This window comes from Exiguobacterium abrahamii, assembly GCF_015645365.1.
Taxonomy (GTDB): domain Bacteria; phylum Bacillota; class Bacilli; order Exiguobacteriales; family Exiguobacteriaceae; genus Exiguobacterium_A; species Exiguobacterium_A abrahamii.
The window spans coordinates 794,394-811,296 of record NZ_JADOYC010000001.1 but is presented as its reverse complement, the minus strand read 5'-3'; the positions used below and the strand labels follow the sequence as shown (position 1 = coordinate 811,296).

Here is a 16,903-nt window from a genome sequence, read left to right as displayed (position 1 = left end):
TTGAATGAAAAACAGGCAGCCCGCCGAGCGTGCGCCTGTTTTTCGTTGTGACCTTATACGAATTCAATCAGTAAGTCTTGACTCGCGATAGCTTCGCCTTCCTTGACGTGGACGGCTTTGATTTCACCGTCTTCCGGTGCTTGGATCGTCGTTTCCATCTTCATCGCTTCCGTGACGAGGAGTTGCTCTCCTTTACGGACACGTGTACCCGTTTCGACGAGTACCTTCAGCACGCTACCCGGCATTGAGGCACCGATTTGTTTCGCATTGCTTCGATCTGCTTTTGGACGACTTGATGAACTTTCCTTAATACTGATGTCTTTGACTTCGACTTCACGAGGAACACCGTTCATCTCATAATAGATCGTCCGCATACCATGATCGTCTGGCTGACCGATTTGAATCAACTTGAGGTAGAGTGTCTTGCCTCGTTCGATTTCAACCTCGATCGTCTCCCCTAGACGCATTCCATGGAAGAACGTATTCGTATCAAGAACAGAGATATCGCCATATCGCGCGACATACGAACTGTAGTCCATGAAGACTTTTGGATAGAGCGCATAAGCGAGTGCATCAAATTCTGTAACTGGACGTTCAAGCTTTTCGAACAACTCATGTTTGATCGCATCAAAATTGAGTGGTTCCATCATCTTACCAGGACGTTCTGTCAGTGGGGCAGCTCCCTTGAGAATAGCCTGTTGAACGTCTTGCGGGAAACCATCCGGTGGTGTTCCGAGCTCCCCTTTCATCAGTTCGACGACTGAATCCGGGAAATCAAGTCCACTTGCACGGTGCAAGACATCTTCTTCTGTCAGATGATGTTGAACCATGAAGAGTGCCATGTCTCCGACGACTTTTGACGATGGTGTGACTTTGACGATATCGCCAAACAGCATATTGACACGCGCATACATCTCTTTGACTTCAGACCAACGATCCGCAAGTCCGACCGCTTTTGCTTGTTGCTGTAAGTTTGAATACTGTCCACCCGGCATCTCATGGTCGTAGACCGTTGGATTCGGTGCGATCATATCGAGTTCGAATGCTTGATACAGATGACGCACGTCCTGCCAATAATCCGAAATCTGTTCAAACTTCTGTGCTGATACGAGCGGTTGACGTGGATGACCACTTAAGGCATGAATCAAGCTACCACCCGCTGGCTGACTCGTCAGTCCCGACATGCTTGATGCTGCGACGTCTACGACGTCGACACCTGCATCGATCGCACGCGCATACGTATAAATCCCGTTCCCACTCGCATCGTGTGTGTGGAGATGGATCGGTAGCGATACCGCATCTTTAAGTGCTGATACGAGCGCATAGGCTGCTTCCGGTTTCAAGAGACCCGCCATATCCTTGATGGCAATAATATGAGCGCCGCTTTCTTCCAGTTGTTTCGCCAGATTGACGTAATACGGCAGGTGATATTTCGGACGATTTGCGTCAAATAAATCCCCTGTGTAACAAACAGCTGCTTCCGCGATTTTACCTGTCGGCAAGACCGCATCGATCGCAAGTTGGATCGACTCCGGGTTGTTCAAGCTATCGAAGATTCGGAAGACGTCTACTCCTGCTTGCGCCGCTTCCTTAACGAATGTATGGATGACGTTGTCCGGATAGTTTTTGTAACCAACACCGTTCGCACCACGAAGCAACATTTGAATGAGGACGTTTGGCATCTTTTCACGCAATTTCATCAGACGAACCCATGGATCCTCCGATAAGAATCGATAGGCAACATCAAATGTCGCGCCTCCCCATGCTTCGACAGAGAACAGTTCAGGTAACAGTTTTGCTTCCGCCTCTGCAATCGCAACGAGATCCTTCGTCCGCATCCGCGTCGCAAGGAGCGACTGATGGGCGTCACGGAATGTCGTATCTGTCAGCAAAACGTTTTCCTGAGCTGCCAACCATTTTGCGACTGCTTCCGGACCCTCTGCATCGAGAATCGCTTTTGCACCTGGTGTATAGTCTGTCGGGAGATTTTTCGGAATCCGGACGTCACGCGCAAGTGGCTTGTCCAATTTTCCGATTCCCGGGAATCCATTGACGGAAACCTCTCCGATGTACGTCAAAAGTTTCGTTCCCCGGTCTTGACGTTTCGGGAAGATGAATAATTCTTGTGTATCATCAATGAACGATGTGTTGTAATCCCCGCTGACGAACGCATGGTGCTTCAAGACGTTGCTCAAGAACGGGATATTCGTCTTGATTCCACGGATTCGGAATTCACTTAAGTTTCGACGCATTTTCGCGACGGCTTGGTCGTATGTCAAACCATGCGTCGAGATTTTAACGAGCAGCGAGTCATAATATGGTGAGATTTCAGCTCCGACATAAGCATTCCCACCATCGAGACGTACACCAAAACCACCTGGTGAACGATAGGCTTTGATTTTCCCTGTATCCGGCAAGAAGCCGTTCTCAGGGTCTTCTGACGTGATTCGGCTTTGGATCGCAAAACCAAGCATCTTAATGTCTTCTTGTTGCGGGATACCAACGAGGTCGCTATGTAACGATTCGCCTTCAGCAACACGGATTTGTGTCTGAACGATATCAACGCCTGTGATCATCTCCGTAATCGTGTGCTCGACTTGGACACGTGGGTTGACCTCGATGAAGTAGAACGATTCATCTTGTGTCACGAGAAATTCGACCGTACCCGCATTTTCGTATCCGACATGTTTCATCAACGTGACGGCTGCGTCACAAATCTTTTTACGCCCTTCGTCTGATAGCGTGACACATGGCGCCACTTCGACGACTTTTTGGTGACGACGCTGTACGGAACAATCACGTTCAAACAAATGAATGATGTTCCCATGGGCGTCACCGATGATTTGAACTTCAATATGTTTTGGTCGTTCGATTAATTTTTCGACGTAAATCTCATCCGAACCAAACGCTTTCAAGGCTTCAGATTTCGCACGTTCGATCATGTCTGGAAGCTCTTCTTCTGTCCGAACGACACGCATACCGCGTCCACCACCGCCAAGCGATGCTTTGACCATGAGTGGATAGCCTGCTTCTTTTGCGAACGCATACGCTTCATCAATGGATGAGATCGGACCATCCGTTCCTGGAATGACAGGAAGACCGGCTTCAATCGCTGTCGTCCGCGCCCGTACTTTATCCCCGAACTTATACAGATGATCTTCTTGCGGTCCGATGAAGATGATTCCTTCTTCACGGCAACGTTTGGCTAGCTCAATATTCTCAGAGAGGAATCCATAACCAGGATGGATCGCATCACATTCGGCTTTTTTCGCTGTTGCGATGATATCTTCAATGTCGAGATAGGCTTCGATCGGTTTTTTTCCTTCTCCGATCCGGTACGCTTCATCGGCTTTATAGCGATGAAGAGAACCCATGTCCTCTCGCGAATAAATGGCAACGGTACGAATACCGAGTTCTGTCGCTGCACGGAAAACGCGAATCGCGATCTCCCCGCGGTTTGCTACGAGAATCTTCTGGATTTTAGTCAACTGATGCTCCCCCTTTAGTTAATGAGCTCGTGGCACTCATCGAACGTGCAGTCTGCACTTCTTTATGATACGCCATCCGATATTTGTTTTGCATGGAAATGTTTGCCATCACACCAAGCATCGTACTCATAACAAGTAACGACGACCCACCGTAACTGATGAATGGCAAGGTGACACCTGTACCTGGAAATAGACCAGACATGGCCGCGATATTGATACATGTCTGGATGAAGATGATACCGGATATCCCGAGAGCGAGCATACTCGAATAAAGCGAGACACACCGATTAGCGATGATCGCCCCTTGAATCATCAGATAGAACAATAGACCGAGTACGACAAGAACCCCGATGAATCCGAGTTCCTCCGAGATGATCGACATGATGTAGTCGGTTTCAGGCTCTGGCAGATAACCATACTTTTGAAAACTATTCCCGAGACCTACTCCGAATAATCCCCCATGGGCAATTGATATGACGGAGTTGATGAGCTGATATCCTTTACCTTCTGCGTCAAGGAAGGGATTTAAACTTGCTTGAATCCGTTGCATCTGATTATCCGAAAAATTATTCCATGCGTACAAGAAGATGATTGGTACAGTGACGACACATAACATGATGTAACCACTCGGTAATCCAACTGCGAATAGTATCATCGCTGTGATGAGTAACAGAATGAACAATCCGCCGTCATCCGGTTGCATGCGAATAATGATCGCGTAAGGTGCAAGTAATACAACCATCGGAATCAAGATCCAGTCCGAGAAACTAAGTAAAATTCGTCTTCCTGGCGACGTCGCTGGAATTTGACGATGGATGAAGTGATGGACGATCCCAATCACGCCGTCCATTTTCCCTTTGTGCTTTTGATCAAAATAACTCGCAAGTCCGACGACGAGCACGAATTTACAAAGCTCGATTGGTTGAATCAAGAAGATACCGAAGTTCAACCATGCGCGAGCTCCGTTTAGTGGTGCCGAAAACAGCGTCGCCATCAACATCAACCATGTAATCGCGTACAAGAGTAAACGAATCACTGGTCCACGGAACACCTCATGATTGATTTGTGAAACGAAAAGGAACAGCACGATCGCCATCGCATCAAACATCAACTGCTTCTCAAAGAAGGACGTATTCGCATAATCTCCACCGTTCCACACGCTCGCACTATAGACCATGACCGTACTGATCGCCATGAGGATGAGCATCGTAAAGAAGAGACCATAGTCAAAAAATGCTCGTTTTTCTTTAAACTTCGCTAACATATGTACACGTCCTTTTTTCATTTTCTAAAAAAAAATACCCAAACGCCGCATTTCACGTTTGAGTAGAAAATCAGCACGTCTCCGCATCATGTAAATCAGATAATTGCTGTTCAAGTGATTCGAGTAATTGTTTCCCCTCACCCGCATCAATCAGTTCAAGACGTACCGCAAAATCAATCTGACGGGATAATCCGAACATTTGTGTATCCAATACTTCCTCGTAAAGAGGACATTGTGGCATCGTTAAATTCGCAAGCTGGACCTCGATCAACCGGCGGATTTTTTGTGCATCCGCTTCTAGTAGCTCAAGAGCGCGCTGGCGATGAACTGTCTCGATTTCAGTTGACAATCCAATCCCTCCTCATCAAATGACGCGTTCCTGTTATAGCTAAACTTTACCTTACTTTCGCCAACAATTCAACGTTTCGGTATAATGGATTTGTTGGACTTACACATTTAGGGGGTAGAACAAATGATTTTTCCGATTAACGGTAAAGTACGGCATCAGTTAACGATTGATCCGACAGTCTGGATCTTTGATGAACGAAAGGTGGCAATCGAGAAAATCGGGCAACCAGCCGACACAAGTGAACAAGAAGCGTACTACGCGAAAATGGGGGCTGCGTGGGATAAAGGTATCATGGAAGGCAGTCGTACGGATCACAATCGTCCGATGACACGTGCTGAAAAAGAAGCCGCGCTTCAAGGGTCATTCGCCATGGCGCTTGCACCGTTCATCCGGAATGCCGAGCTCTTACCGGATGCGATCGCCATTCGTTTCGAAGGTGAAGAAACGGTCGAACTTCCACTTGAGCAACTCGACGAAGTGTATCTGCAGTTTTCACAAGACGGCAAAGTGTTAGCAGATGGACCCGTTCATCTGTTACACGGACAACGGATCGTCAAATCCGTTCATACAGTTACCGTCATATAAGGAAAACGTGGTGCGCCTGAATAGACGCACCACGTTTTTTTCATAGTAAATCGGCTGCGAGGCGCGCCAAGTTCGAGCGCTCCCCTTTGACGAGTTTGACGTGCCCCGTCATCTTCTCATTTTTAAGTCGTTCTACGGCGTACGATAGACCATTGGAATACTCATCTAGATACGGATGATCAATCTGTTGTGGATCCCCGACTAACACGATTTTCGAGTTCTCACCGACACGTGTCAAAATCGTCTTGACTTCATGTTTCGTCAAGTTCTGCGCTTCATCGATGATGATGAATTGCCCCGGCATGCTTCTCCCCCGAATATACGTTAATGCTTCCAGTTGAATCGTCTTCATTCCGGCGAGAATGTTACCTAGTTCGTCTCCCGATCCCGTATTGAAAAGGTGTTCGAGGTTATCGTAGATGGGTTGCATCCACGGACGAAGCTTCTCTTCCATTTCACCCGGCAAGTAGCCGATATCGTTTCCCATCGGTACGACAGGACGAGCAACGACCAGTTTTTTATATTTGTGCTCGTCTTCCACTTGCAGGAGCCCCGCAGCGAGTGCAAGTAACGTTTTTCCGGTACCTGCCTTACCAACGAGTGTCACAAGTGGAACGTCGTCACGTAATAATAACTCAAATGCCATCCGTTGCTGAACATTTCGTGGAATGACGCCCCAGACTTGATCGACATCGATCGAAAGTGCCCGAATGATGGGCAGGTTCTGATCAACGACGGCGATGGCTGAAGCTTTCGACATGTTACTTTTTAAGATGACGAACTCATTCGGTTGCACTTTTTCTGGCAACACATCAACCGAAAGCCGTTTGTCCTGATAAAAGGTATCAATATACTCCTGATCGACGGTTACTTCGATAAATCCTGTATAAAGACCGGTCAAATCAGCGATATGATCTGTCATATAATCTTCAGCGACTAATCCATACGCATCCGCTTTGACGCGGACTAAGATATCTTTTGAGACGAGAATGACATCTCGTGGGGTCGCTTCGATTTGTTGTTCCCGATGAATCGACCACGCCAGTTCAATGATCTTATTATCGTTTGATTCATGCGTAAACGGCGAACCTTCATGAATGGAGTCCCCAATATCGACGCGAAGAATACCGCCGTTGCCGAGTGGCACTCCCGCATGAAGCTGGCCCGTTTCCCGTAATTGGTCTAAGATGCGAGCTGTTTCTCGTGCATTACGTCCAACCTCATCCATGTTGCGTTTTTTTCCATCTAGTTCTTCTAGTACAATCGCTGGTATGACGACGTCGTGCTCCTGGAATTGGAAAAGAGAAAGTGGATCGTGAAGCATGACATTAGTATCAAGTACGTATATTTTTTTCATTCCATCGTTCGCCCCTTTAGAGTCGAGTTTGTGATGAATGTTACGCTTTTAGGATGCGATGAACGAGTTGATCCAACCGTTCGGCTGCTTGTTCATCGTATGTTTTTTCGATAATCGGTCGTTGTGTGACAGCTGCTCCGTAAAACAAGATGTCACGTACTTCCTCAACGCGTCCCTCATAAAAAGCGAGTGGCAACGGAAGATCTTCTTGCGGCGTAAACGCCTTGACGTCCGTACACGTTAAGCTGTACGTCGACTGATCTGCAAAAAAGATCAATGTGAAGACCGGATGTTCTCGTAATGTTTTAACGAGATGAGAATCTGCTTCGATTGTAAAACGAACCGTTTGCGAATCCGTCGCATGTACCCAACTGATCGCATGTGTGATGGGCCAATGTTTGGATTGATCATGCGTAATCAAAAAAACGAGTGGTAATTGCGATAGTGCTTCTAGTTGACCTGAGTTAAGCTGTTGTTCAACTTTATTTGCCATGACATCACCCCCTCTACGACTTAGTGATGATATTTCGATATATACTTCTCGTTTCCCTTTTTTACATCTGAATAATCTTCTAATATGATATACTAAGAAAAAAAGGGAGGACCTGGCATGCGAGTGAAATGTACGATTTGCGATAAGCGTGAAACGATTGATGATTGGTCCTTCACGGCGAAGCGATTACGCAATAAACCTGTTCGTGTCCATATTTGTGATGAGTGTCGATCACGCGTAGAAGAACGGACACTTGAACGCCACGCTTCTGGACAATTTCATTTATACCCTACTTGGGAAACGAAACGAAAACACTGGTAAACAAAAGGTCTGCGGGGAAATTCCCTGACAGACCTTTTATTGTTCATCGATTGATTCGAACGAGTCGATCATCATCTGCCGATGGATTCCCTCTTCCGTCCGTATTATTTGTAATATAGTAAATTGATGTCTCGTCAATCCAGACATCTCGAATCCGCCCTTGATTTTCGACGATCGTCTTGACTTGCTTCGTCTCTAGATTGATGGTTTGTAATCGTTGTCCGACAAGTGTTGCAAAATAAAGTGTATTCTCTGCTGTTGCAACCCCACTTGGCGCAACAGATTGTTCTCCTACTTCATACCACGGCGTCACTAGTCCGTCTGCTTGTTCCTTCCCTTCAATCGTCGGCCATCCATAATTCTTTTGTTCGATTCGGTTGATTTCATCGTGCCCACTTTGCCCATGTTCACTTGCATACAGTTGATCATCGACGAAAACAAGTCCTTGTGGATTCCGGTGACCGAGACTGTAGACGTATCCTTTTTGATTCCCTTCGAACGGTTCCCCTTCAGATGTGATGCGCAAAATCTTTCCTGCCAATGAATCAATGTCTTGCGCCAGTTCAGGATTCGCTGCGTCTCCTGCTGTGACGTAGAGCGCGCCTTCAGGTCCCCATTCTAGCCGTCCCCCGTTATGAATCGTCGCTCCGGGAATATCATCGAGTAAGACACGTTCTTCCGTCCACTGGTCACCCTCTTCCTTTATCGCGATGACGCGATTCGTCGCTTGCCCTTGTTTAGCGTACGTATGGTAGACGTATGCCGTCTGATTGTTCTTAAAATCAGGATCAAGTACCATCCCAAGCAATCCACCCTCTCCTTCAGCAAGGACATCCTCTTTCAGCTGAAGGCGCATCCGTTCATAGTCATCTTGTTTTCCTTTAACAATCGTTCCTTCTCGTTCCGTGATATAAAATACCTCTCCTTCCCGGACAATATTCCACGGAGCGTTTAGCTCTTTAAATACGACGCCTTCTTGCGCTTGAGATGATTGCGTTGCTTCTTGATCACTTGAATCCTGTTGGTTGTTTTCTTGTGTCGTCTGATTCGTTTCCTCTGTTGACGATTCTTCTGATGTTTGTGTACAGCCCATCAGAACACCCGCTAACAGGAGGGGTGATATGACATACTTGATCTTCAATGTTTTCTCCCCCTTTTAGTATTCTAGTTCCCGCTACGCTTTAAATCATGCATCTGAATTGGCTCAAAAAAAAGAACGAACCTCCGAAGAGATTCGTTCTTTTGATTCATGACATGCTTCCGTCAAGAAGCTGTCCGTTCACGTTCACGCTTGACCATCCACATCCGGAAGCGATAAATACCAAGTACGAAGACCATTGCAAGGAGTACTTCAGGAATCGGCCATGTCCAGAAGACAAGCGTCAATGCTGCCGAGAACACGGCGAGCAAGAGATAGACGATCAGTGATTTCCACCATGCTAGTTCCTTAGCAAATCCTAACTTAAAGACGACAAGCGTCAAGATGACGACGGTAATCATTAAAGGATAAAATCCCGCTTCGATGTTATTCGGATCACTTCCAATACCGAGAAGTTTCGCGATGAACGGAATATCGTATTTCGAGAAATCAGAAGCAACGGCAGCTTGTGCATTCATTGCCAGTCCCCCTATTCGTTCAAGACTTAATCTTTACCTAGACGACGACGTTTTTCTTGCTTTTCACGTTCGTTTTTGTTCAAGACTTGTTTACGGAGACGAACCGATTGTGGTGTGATTTCACAGTACTCATCTTCGTTCAAGAATGTCAACGACTCTTCAAGTGAGAAGACACGTGGACGTTTAAGAACGTTTGTTGAGTCTTTTGCAGATGCACGCATGTTCGTTAATTGTTTTGCTTTAACGACGTTGACAGCGAGATCGACATCACGGTTACATTCGCCGATGATCATACCTTCGTATACTTCGATACCAGGCTCGATGAAGATCGTTCCGCGGTCTTCAAGAGCTGAGATTGCGTAAGCAGTTGCTTTACCTGTTTCGATTGAGACCATAACACCACTACGACGTCCACCGATATCCGCTTGGATGAACGGACGGTATTCTTCGAATGTGTGGTTCATGATTCCGTATCCGCGTGTAGCAGAGAGGAATTCGTTACGGTAACCGATCAAACCACGCGAAGGAACGATGAATTCCATCTTCGTTTGACCGTTGTCCATTGTTTGCATGTTCGTCAATTCACCTTTACGGAGACCGATCGATTCCATGACAGAACCTGTGTACTCTTCTGGTGTATCGATGACGACGCGTTCGAATGGCTCGACTTTGACACCTTCTTCTTCTTTGATGATTACTTGCGGTTTCGATACTTGGATTTCGTATCCTTCACGGCGCATGTTTTCGATCAAGATCCCGAGGTGAAGTTCCCCACGACCAGAAACGATCCAGCGGTCCGGTGAATCCGTGTTTTCGATGCGAAGTGAAACGTCTGTTTCGAGTTCTTTTTCAAGACGTTCTTCGATTTTACGTGAAGTAACGAGATCTCCTTCACGACCAGCGAATGGCGAGTTGTTGACGATGAATGTCATTTGAAGCGTTGGCTCATCGATACGTAATAATGGGAGTGGATCAACGTGTGAAGTCGGGCAAACCGTCTCACCGACGTTGATATCTTCCATACCAGCGATCGCGATCAAATCTCCAGCTTTTGCTGTTTCGATTTCGACACGTTTTAGACCGAAGTAACCGAACAACTTCGTAACACGGAAGTTCTTCGTTGAACCATCAAGTTTTGAAAGCGAAACGCTATCGCCAACTTTGATTTCTCCACGGAAGACACGACCAACACCGATCCGTCCGAGGTAGTTATCATAGTCAAGCATCGTCACTTGGAACTGAAGCGGCTCCAATGTGTTATCGACAGGTGCTGGTGTGTGTTCAAGAATTAAATCAAGAACGTTTGTGATTGTATCTTCTTGTTTTTCTAGTTCAGGTTCAAATGAACTTGAGCCGTTGACTGCCGATGCATAAACGACTGGGAATTCGAGTTGATCTTCGTCAGCTCCGAGGTCGATCAAGAGATCCACGACTTCATCGACGACTTCAAGAGGACGGACCATCGGTTTGTCGATTTTGTTGACGACGACGATTGGTTGAAGTCCTTGCTCGAGTGCTTTTTTCAAAACGAAACGTGTTTGTGGCATACAGCCTTCACGTGCATCGACGACGAGGATGACGCCATCAACCATACGCATGATCCGCTCAACTTCTCCACCGAAATCGGCGTGTCCTGGCGTATCAACGATGTTGATGCGTGTGTTTTTGTAGTCAATTGCAGTGTTTTTTGCAAGAATCGTGATTCCACGTTCCCGCTCGATGTCATTTGAGTCCATTGCGCGTTCTTCGACTTGTTCGTTCGTACGGAACGTACCAGACTGTTTTAAAAGCTCATCGACTAATGTTGTTTTACCATGGTCAACGTGGGCGATGATCGCAACGTTGCGTAAATCATTTCGTACTAATGTTGTCATAGGTGTGTACCTCTTTCTATTCATTTAAATAAATCTTATCATACTTTCGGTCAACTTTAAGAGTATAGCACAGGTAGAGTCCTAATTGGCAATGACTAAGATTCGACATCACTCCGAAAGCCTTTTCATTATCCTTCATTCACGCTACACTGTTAACGTACTCACGGGTAGAGGGGGAAAAAACATGCGTCTGCTATTTTTATTACTCGCCATGCTTGCCGTAGGATCCATGGCAGCCATCGGCATCTTCATCGCAGAACAAAACGTACCGATGACGATTGCCTCTGTCATCTTGATGATTGTTACGATGGGTGCCGGGTTCGTTTTAAAGGCACGTTTACGAAAACAAGCATGAACAAAAAGGTTCCTTTCGTTCAAGACGAAAGAAACCTTTTTTCAATCCTCTTGTGTTTGTACGAATGTCAACACATCTTCAACGAATGTCTGGCTCCCTGCTAGCACACTCGTTTGTTCGAGAAATGACATCGATTCACCTGTGATCGTTCCGACACGCCCACCGACCTCTTCAATCAATAACTGACCGGCTGCATAATCCCAAGGCATATTACGCATCGTGATATACCCGTCAACACGCCCTGCGGCTGTCCATGCGAGTTCAAGTGATGCTGCACCGATTGCTCGTACACCTACTGCGTGTCGCACGAGTGGCGCAAGACGATCCGTATTGATTCGACGATTTGGTGTCACCCAGGTCGCGTTCATACAGATGATTGCTTCTTTAACACTCCGCTCCTCGATTTGTGGTAACCGTATGCCGTTTTGATAAGCACCATGCCCTTTAATGACGTGGAACAACTCGTCCGCCATGACATCGTAGACGAACCCGTAACGTAACTCGCCATCTATCATGATCGCAATCGAGATGGCAAACATTCGTTTTTGACGAATGAAGTTCATCGTTCCATCAATCGGATCAACGAACCAGATTGTGCCTTCGAGTGTATCAGGTCGAGCGATTCGCCCTTCTTCCCCATAAATATGATGATTCGGATAGCGATCTAAAATACCTTGAATCAATAAGTCCTCGACGGCTTGATCAATCTCTGTCACTAAATCGCTTTTTCCGGTTTTTTGTTCGACGTGATACGAACCATCAATTTTTTCGCGAATGTACTTTCCCGCTCGTTTGATCAAATCTATCGCATCCAACTCAATCTGCATTTGAGTTCACTCCTTCATCGTTGTTTCCAGCTTCTTCTATAGTAACAAAAAAAGAAAACCAGCGAACAGTTCGCTGGTTGAAGAGTTGATATTTTATTATAAGGTAGAGATCAGAACGTTGAAATCAAGCTTCAAGACGTACCATCTCTTGACGATATTTTTCGAGACGCTCTTTACTTGCGCCAACAGCTTCTGCGTCACTTGCCACCATCGCATCGTGTAATGTAGCAAGCTCATAATCGATTTCGAGACGCAATACAGGAATGCGTTTTTCTGCATCTTTTCTCTTGTATGCTTCTATCACTTGTTTCACAGTAACCACACTCCTTCGCGGGATAAACAGAGGTTTAATTTGTCAGACAATTGCGACTTATTAGTGGATTGAATCTATAATAGTACGATTCAACTTAGATGTAAAGCATCTAATTTTAAAAAATACAGTTTCACATATTTGTAAGACCAACGTCTTGTATGTAGTATATAGCCGCTTCCTTTCCACTTTAAACAAATGTTGATCATTTCCCGCACATTTCCAGTCGGATTAAAAGATAAGACTTCTATACGATCGCATAGGAGTCTTATCTTCATGATCCAATTATTTCTTCATACGAACGATCGGTTCTTCTTGACGTTTCGCCTGCTGCATCGTCCGATAACTCGAGCAACCGGTCTCTTCCATATAAAATTGATCCCACTGTTTTTCCTCGGATTTTGAGGTGACGATTTGCTTGAATTCACGATACGCTTCGAGCAACCGTTGTCGTTCAACACCTGTCTCATACGCTTGCTCGACTAAATTAAAGAAGTCGATGACTTTCACGATTTCTTCAGTCGACCAATCGGAATTGAGCGGATAATTCAATGCCATCATTCCCACTTCCTTTCTGCACTTTTCTATTTTACACGGAAAAGAAGTATAAAACAGTTGCAACCGTCCGAAAACTTGTTATAGTTAGCTTGTTTGATTGTATTTTTATTCGGTTTTAAGGGGGGAAATCTGGTGCAAACAAAAAGCTTAACACAGCTCGATACACCTTTATTCGATGCGCTACTTGCGCATGCGAAACGTCAACCAATTCAATTTCATATTCCCGGTCATAAAAATGGTCAAGGAATGGATCCAGCCTTTCGATCGTTCATCGGTCAGAATGCGCTCGATATCGATTTAATCAACATCGCTCCCCTTGATGATCTCCATCATCCAAAGGCAATCATTAAGGAAGCTCATCAATTGGCAGCTCAAGCCTTCCATGCCGACGAAACGTTCTTTTCCGTACAAGGAACTTCAACGGCAATCATGGCGATGATCATGAGTGTCGTCGGACCTGATGATAAAATTCTCGTTCCTCGGAACGTGCATAAATCGGTGATGTCAGCTATCGTTCTTTCTGGTGCGCATCCGATTTTCATTCACCCTGAATTCGATGAGACATTCGGAATCGCGCACGGCATCACACCAAGCGCGGTAGAACGTGCCCTTGCACTTCATCCTGATACAAAAGCCGTTCTCGTCATCAACCCGACCTATTTCGGCGTTGCTGGTGACTTAGAGAGCATCGTCAAGCTTTCCCATAGTAAAGGTATTCCGGTACTCGTCGACGAAGCACACGGCGTCCATATCGCATTCCACGAAGATATGCCGTTGTCAGCGATGCAAGCAGGAGCTGATCTTGCCGCAACGAGCGTGCACAAACTCGGTGGCTCACTCACAGGAAGTTCTGTCTTAAACGTTCGTCGCGGACTTGTCTCTCCAGATAAAGTTCAAGCAGTGCTCTCGATGTTGACGACGACATCGACATCTTACCTATTGCTCGCTTCTCTTGACTGCGCTCGGCGTCATCTTGCGATCAACGGTGAAGCGATGAATCGCCGGGCACTTGAACTTGCGACACGGATGCGCTTTGGATTAGCGAAGCTTCCTTATCTCGCCGTTTTCGGTGAATCCGATCTGCATTCGAGTGCGACATTCGCTTTTGATCCAACGAAAGTGCTTGTTTCCGTTAAAGGACTTGGTATTTCTGGTCACCTCGTCGAAGAGTTCTTACGTGAAGAACATCGGATCGAAGTTGAACTTTCTGATTTGAACAACATTCTTGTCATCATCACGTCTGGTGACTCGGAAGAGACGATTGACGCCTTCTTACATGCGATGTCATTACTTGTCGCACGTTATCAAAATAATGGCGCCGAAACGACTGATCATTCGATTGTTCTTCCAGACATCCCAGCGCTTGCTCTCAGTCCTCGTGATGCATTCTATGAAGAGACAGAGACGATTCCGTTGGTCGATGCGGTCGGGCGGATTTCAGCTGAATTCATGATGGTATATCCACCTGGTATTCCCATCTTCATCCCAGGCGAGATGATCACGGCAGACAACCTTGCCTATATCAAAGAAAACATCGAAGCCGGTCTTCCGGTTCAAGGTCTTGAGGACCATTCGCTCGAGACGATCAAAGTCATTCAACAATCGAATGCGATTCGTTAAAAATGCAAAAGCAGCCATTCTTATTACTCAGGATGGCTGCTTTTTTGAACCTTTCATTCGGCGTATTCATCGTTTGGTGAACAAGGAATGAATGCTGCAAGTGCTTCACCGATTACTGCGACATCCTCTCGTTCAATCGCAAATGTACGAATTAAGACCTCTCCATTCAACACATCCTGTTGATCGAGTAACGCTGACTGACCACCGGTTAAGCTAACGACGAGTACTTTCCCGAAGAATTGTCCCGTACAGACGACAGCAAAATCATAGCGGGCGAGTGCAGTCGTCCAGCCAACAAAACGAACCTTATCCATCTCTGATACGTAATACAGCTCCTCTAAGGTAGTCACGGATTCCATATGCGTCCACCCTCTCCGATTTTTACTTTTCCTTTTCCTTTTTTAAGTCAAGACCAAACAAAAAAACACCTCATACACGGTCGGCTCCCCGTGTATGAGGTGTTTCGATATTATTTAATGATGTGGATTGGGCTACCGATTGCAACTTCAGCAGTTTCCATTGCGATTTCACCGAGTGATGGGTGCGCGTGGATTGTGAGTGCGATATCTTCAGCTGTCATACCAGACTCGATTGCGAGTCCCATTTCAGCGATCATATCAGATGCGCCTGTACCAGCGATTTGCGCGCCGATCAAGAGACCATCTGATTTACGAGTGATCATTTTCAAGAAGCCGTCTGGCTCGTTGAGTGCAAGTGCACGACCATTCGCAGCGTATGGGAATTTAGACGCGATGTAATCGAGTCCTTCTTCTTTCGCTTGTGCTTCCGTGTAACCGACTGTAGCGAGTTCTGGGTCTGTGAAGACGACCGCTGGAATCGCGCTGTAGTCGAGGTATGCAGGGTGTCCTGCAGCTGCTTCAGCAGCGATTTTAGCTTCGAATGAAGCTTTGTGTGCAAGTGGTGGTCCTGGAACGATATCACCGATTGCGTAGATGTTTTCGTTTGAAGTACGGCACTGATCGTCGATTTCGACAAGACCACGGTCGCTGACTTTAACTTCTGCCATTTCAAGACCAAGATCACTTGTGTTCGGACGGCGACCGACAGTGACGAGGACGTAGTCCGCTTCAACTGTTTGTGCTTCACCGTTGACTTCGAATGTTACTTTAACGCCATCTTCCGACTCTTCCACACTTTGAGCAAGTGCTTCGTTGTGGATTGTGATGTTACCTTTTTGTTTGAGCTTTTTCTTAACGACTTGCGTCATAGCAGGCTCGAAACCAGAAAGGATGTCTTTTGTTCCTTCAAGAATGACGACTTCTGTATCGAAGTTCGCATACGCTGTACCAAGCTCCATCCCGATGTATCCGCCACCGATGACGATGAGTTTTTTCGGGATTTCAGGAAGGTTCAATGCGCCTGTTGAAGAAAGGACGCGTTTTGACCATTTGAAAGCTGGAAGTTCGATTGGAGTCGAACCTGTCGCGATGATACATTTCTTGAATTTGTAAGGAGTAGAAGAATCTTCGTTGATGATACGGACTGTATCTTCTGATTGGAAGTAAGCTTCCCCAACGACAGTCTCGACTTTGTTCCCTTTAAGAAGACCACTAACGCCGCCAGTCAATTTGTTGACGACAGATTGTTTCCAAGATTGAACTTTCGAGAAATCGACAGTTGCATTCTCAGAAGTGATCCCCATATCGCTTGCACCTTTAGCATGCTGGAAGTTATGTCCTGCAGTGATCAAGGCTTTTGATGGGATACATCCAACGTTTAAGCAAACACCGCCGACGTTTTCACGTTCAACGATTGTTACTTTCATACCGAGTTGCGCGCCGCGGATTGCAGCAACGTAACCACCAGGGCCAGCCCCGATTACGAGTAAATCTGTTTCTTGTGCGAATTCACCTACTACCATTGC

The 16,903-nt window shown here is 46.2% G+C and carries 17 protein-coding genes; 4 read left to right on the top strand and 13 right to left on the bottom strand.

The genetic code is table 11. The features are described 5' to 3' along the window. Positions 1-53 precede the first annotated feature (53 nt). From ITJ88_RS03975 to ITJ88_RS03965, 3 genes are all read right to left on the bottom strand, one after another. Positions 54-3,488: a pyruvate carboxylase gene (locus tag ITJ88_RS03975; RefSeq protein ID WP_195864720.1), complete on the bottom strand. Its 3,435-nt coding sequence runs from the start codon at positions 3,486-3,488 to the stop codon at positions 54-56. Beyond that, entirely contained in the window at positions 3,481-4,752 is a 1,272-nt protein-coding gene (locus ITJ88_RS03970; RefSeq protein ID WP_064299603.1) for an FtsW/RodA/SpoVE family cell cycle protein, read from the bottom strand. Before ITJ88_RS03970 ends, ITJ88_RS03975 begins: the two co-directional genes overlap by 8 nt. Positions 4,753-4,822: 70 nt before the next feature. Further along, a complete protein-coding gene (locus ITJ88_RS03965) occupies positions 4,823-5,101 on the bottom strand; it encodes an Fpa/YlaN family protein (RefSeq protein WP_023468835.1) in 279 nt (92 codons plus the stop codon). A gap of 123 nt (positions 5,102-5,224) precedes the next feature. On the opposite strand from ITJ88_RS03965, the gene ITJ88_RS03960 reads away from it, so the two are divergent. Next, on the top strand, positions 5,225-5,686 hold the full coding sequence (locus ITJ88_RS03960) for a hypothetical protein (protein ID WP_029342168.1): 462 nt from the start codon (positions 5,225-5,227) through the stop codon (positions 5,684-5,686). Between the two features lie 40 nt (positions 5,687-5,726). Here the strand turns inward: ITJ88_RS03960 and ITJ88_RS03955 are convergent, their stop codons facing one another. Then, positions 5,727-7,043, bottom strand: a complete 1,317-nt coding sequence (locus ITJ88_RS03955) for a PhoH family protein (RefSeq protein WP_195864719.1) — start codon at positions 7,041-7,043, stop codon at positions 5,727-5,729. 40 nt (positions 7,044-7,083) lie between these two features. Further along, a complete protein-coding gene (locus ITJ88_RS03950) occupies positions 7,084-7,536 on the bottom strand; it encodes a PNPOx family protein (protein WP_195864718.1) in 453 nt (150 codons plus the stop codon). A 117-nt stretch (positions 7,537-7,653) separates the two neighbouring features. On the opposite strand from ITJ88_RS03950, the gene ITJ88_RS03945 reads away from it, so the two are divergent. Then, entirely contained in the window at positions 7,654-7,857 is a 204-nt protein-coding gene (locus ITJ88_RS03945) for a YlaI family protein (protein ID WP_029342171.1), read from the top strand. 43 nt (positions 7,858-7,900) lie between these two features. Here ITJ88_RS03945 and ITJ88_RS03940 read toward each other — a convergent pair whose 3' ends face one another. The 3 genes from ITJ88_RS03940 to typA form a co-directional block, all read right to left on the bottom strand. Beyond that, on the bottom strand, positions 7,901-8,998 hold the full coding sequence (locus ITJ88_RS03940) for a PQQ-dependent sugar dehydrogenase (protein WP_195864717.1): 1,098 nt from the start codon (positions 8,996-8,998) through the stop codon (positions 7,901-7,903). Between the two features lie 122 nt (positions 8,999-9,120). Then, on the bottom strand, positions 9,121-9,474 hold the full coding sequence (locus ITJ88_RS03935; RefSeq protein ID WP_023468841.1) for a YlaH-like family protein: 354 nt from the start codon (positions 9,472-9,474) through the stop codon (positions 9,121-9,123). Positions 9,475-9,500: 26 nt separating this feature from the next. Next, positions 9,501-11,348 (bottom strand): translational GTPase TypA, encoded by a 1,848-nt coding sequence (typA, locus tag ITJ88_RS03930; protein ID WP_195864716.1) that lies wholly within the window; start codon positions 11,346-11,348, stop codon positions 9,501-9,503. Between the two features lie 184 nt (positions 11,349-11,532). Here typA and ITJ88_RS03925 point away from each other — a divergent pair, with 184 nt between their 5' ends. Beyond that, a complete protein-coding gene (locus ITJ88_RS03925; protein ID WP_158581850.1) occupies positions 11,533-11,703 on the top strand; it encodes a DUF5325 family protein in 171 nt (56 codons plus the stop codon). Between the two features lie 41 nt (positions 11,704-11,744). Here the strand turns inward: ITJ88_RS03925 and ITJ88_RS03920 are convergent, their stop codons facing one another. From ITJ88_RS03920 to ITJ88_RS03910, 3 genes are all read right to left on the bottom strand, one after another. Then, the gene (locus ITJ88_RS03920) at positions 11,745-12,530 is read right to left on the bottom strand and encodes an inositol monophosphatase family protein (RefSeq protein ID WP_023468844.1); all 786 of its coding nucleotides are present in this window, start codon (positions 12,528-12,530) and stop codon (positions 11,745-11,747) included. 124 nt (positions 12,531-12,654) lie between these two features. Then, on the bottom strand, positions 12,655-12,843 hold the full coding sequence (locus tag ITJ88_RS03915; RefSeq protein ID WP_023468845.1) for a hypothetical protein: 189 nt from the start codon (positions 12,841-12,843) through the stop codon (positions 12,655-12,657). A 282-nt stretch (positions 12,844-13,125) separates the two neighbouring features. Continuing rightward, positions 13,126-13,398 (bottom strand): UPF0223 family protein, encoded by a 273-nt coding sequence (locus ITJ88_RS03910; protein WP_023468846.1) that lies wholly within the window; start codon positions 13,396-13,398, stop codon positions 13,126-13,128. A gap of 132 nt (positions 13,399-13,530) precedes the next feature. Between ITJ88_RS03910 and ITJ88_RS03905 the strand changes: the two genes are divergently transcribed. Next, a complete protein-coding gene (locus ITJ88_RS03905; RefSeq protein WP_035406702.1) occupies positions 13,531-15,018 on the top strand; it encodes an aminotransferase class I/II-fold pyridoxal phosphate-dependent enzyme in 1,488 nt (495 codons plus the stop codon). 53 nt (positions 15,019-15,071) lie between these two features. On the opposite strand, the gene ITJ88_RS03900 is transcribed toward ITJ88_RS03905, so the two are convergent. Both ITJ88_RS03900 and lpdA read right to left on the bottom strand, forming a co-directional pair. Next, a complete protein-coding gene (locus ITJ88_RS03900) occupies positions 15,072-15,377 on the bottom strand; it encodes an SAV0927 family protein (RefSeq protein WP_195864715.1) in 306 nt (101 codons plus the stop codon). A gap of 110 nt (positions 15,378-15,487) precedes the next feature. Continuing rightward, complete coding sequence (lpdA, locus tag ITJ88_RS03895) at positions 15,488-16,900, bottom strand: dihydrolipoyl dehydrogenase (protein ID WP_195864714.1); 1,413 nt, start codon at positions 16,898-16,900, stop codon at positions 15,488-15,490. Positions 16,901-16,903 lie beyond the last annotated feature (3 nt).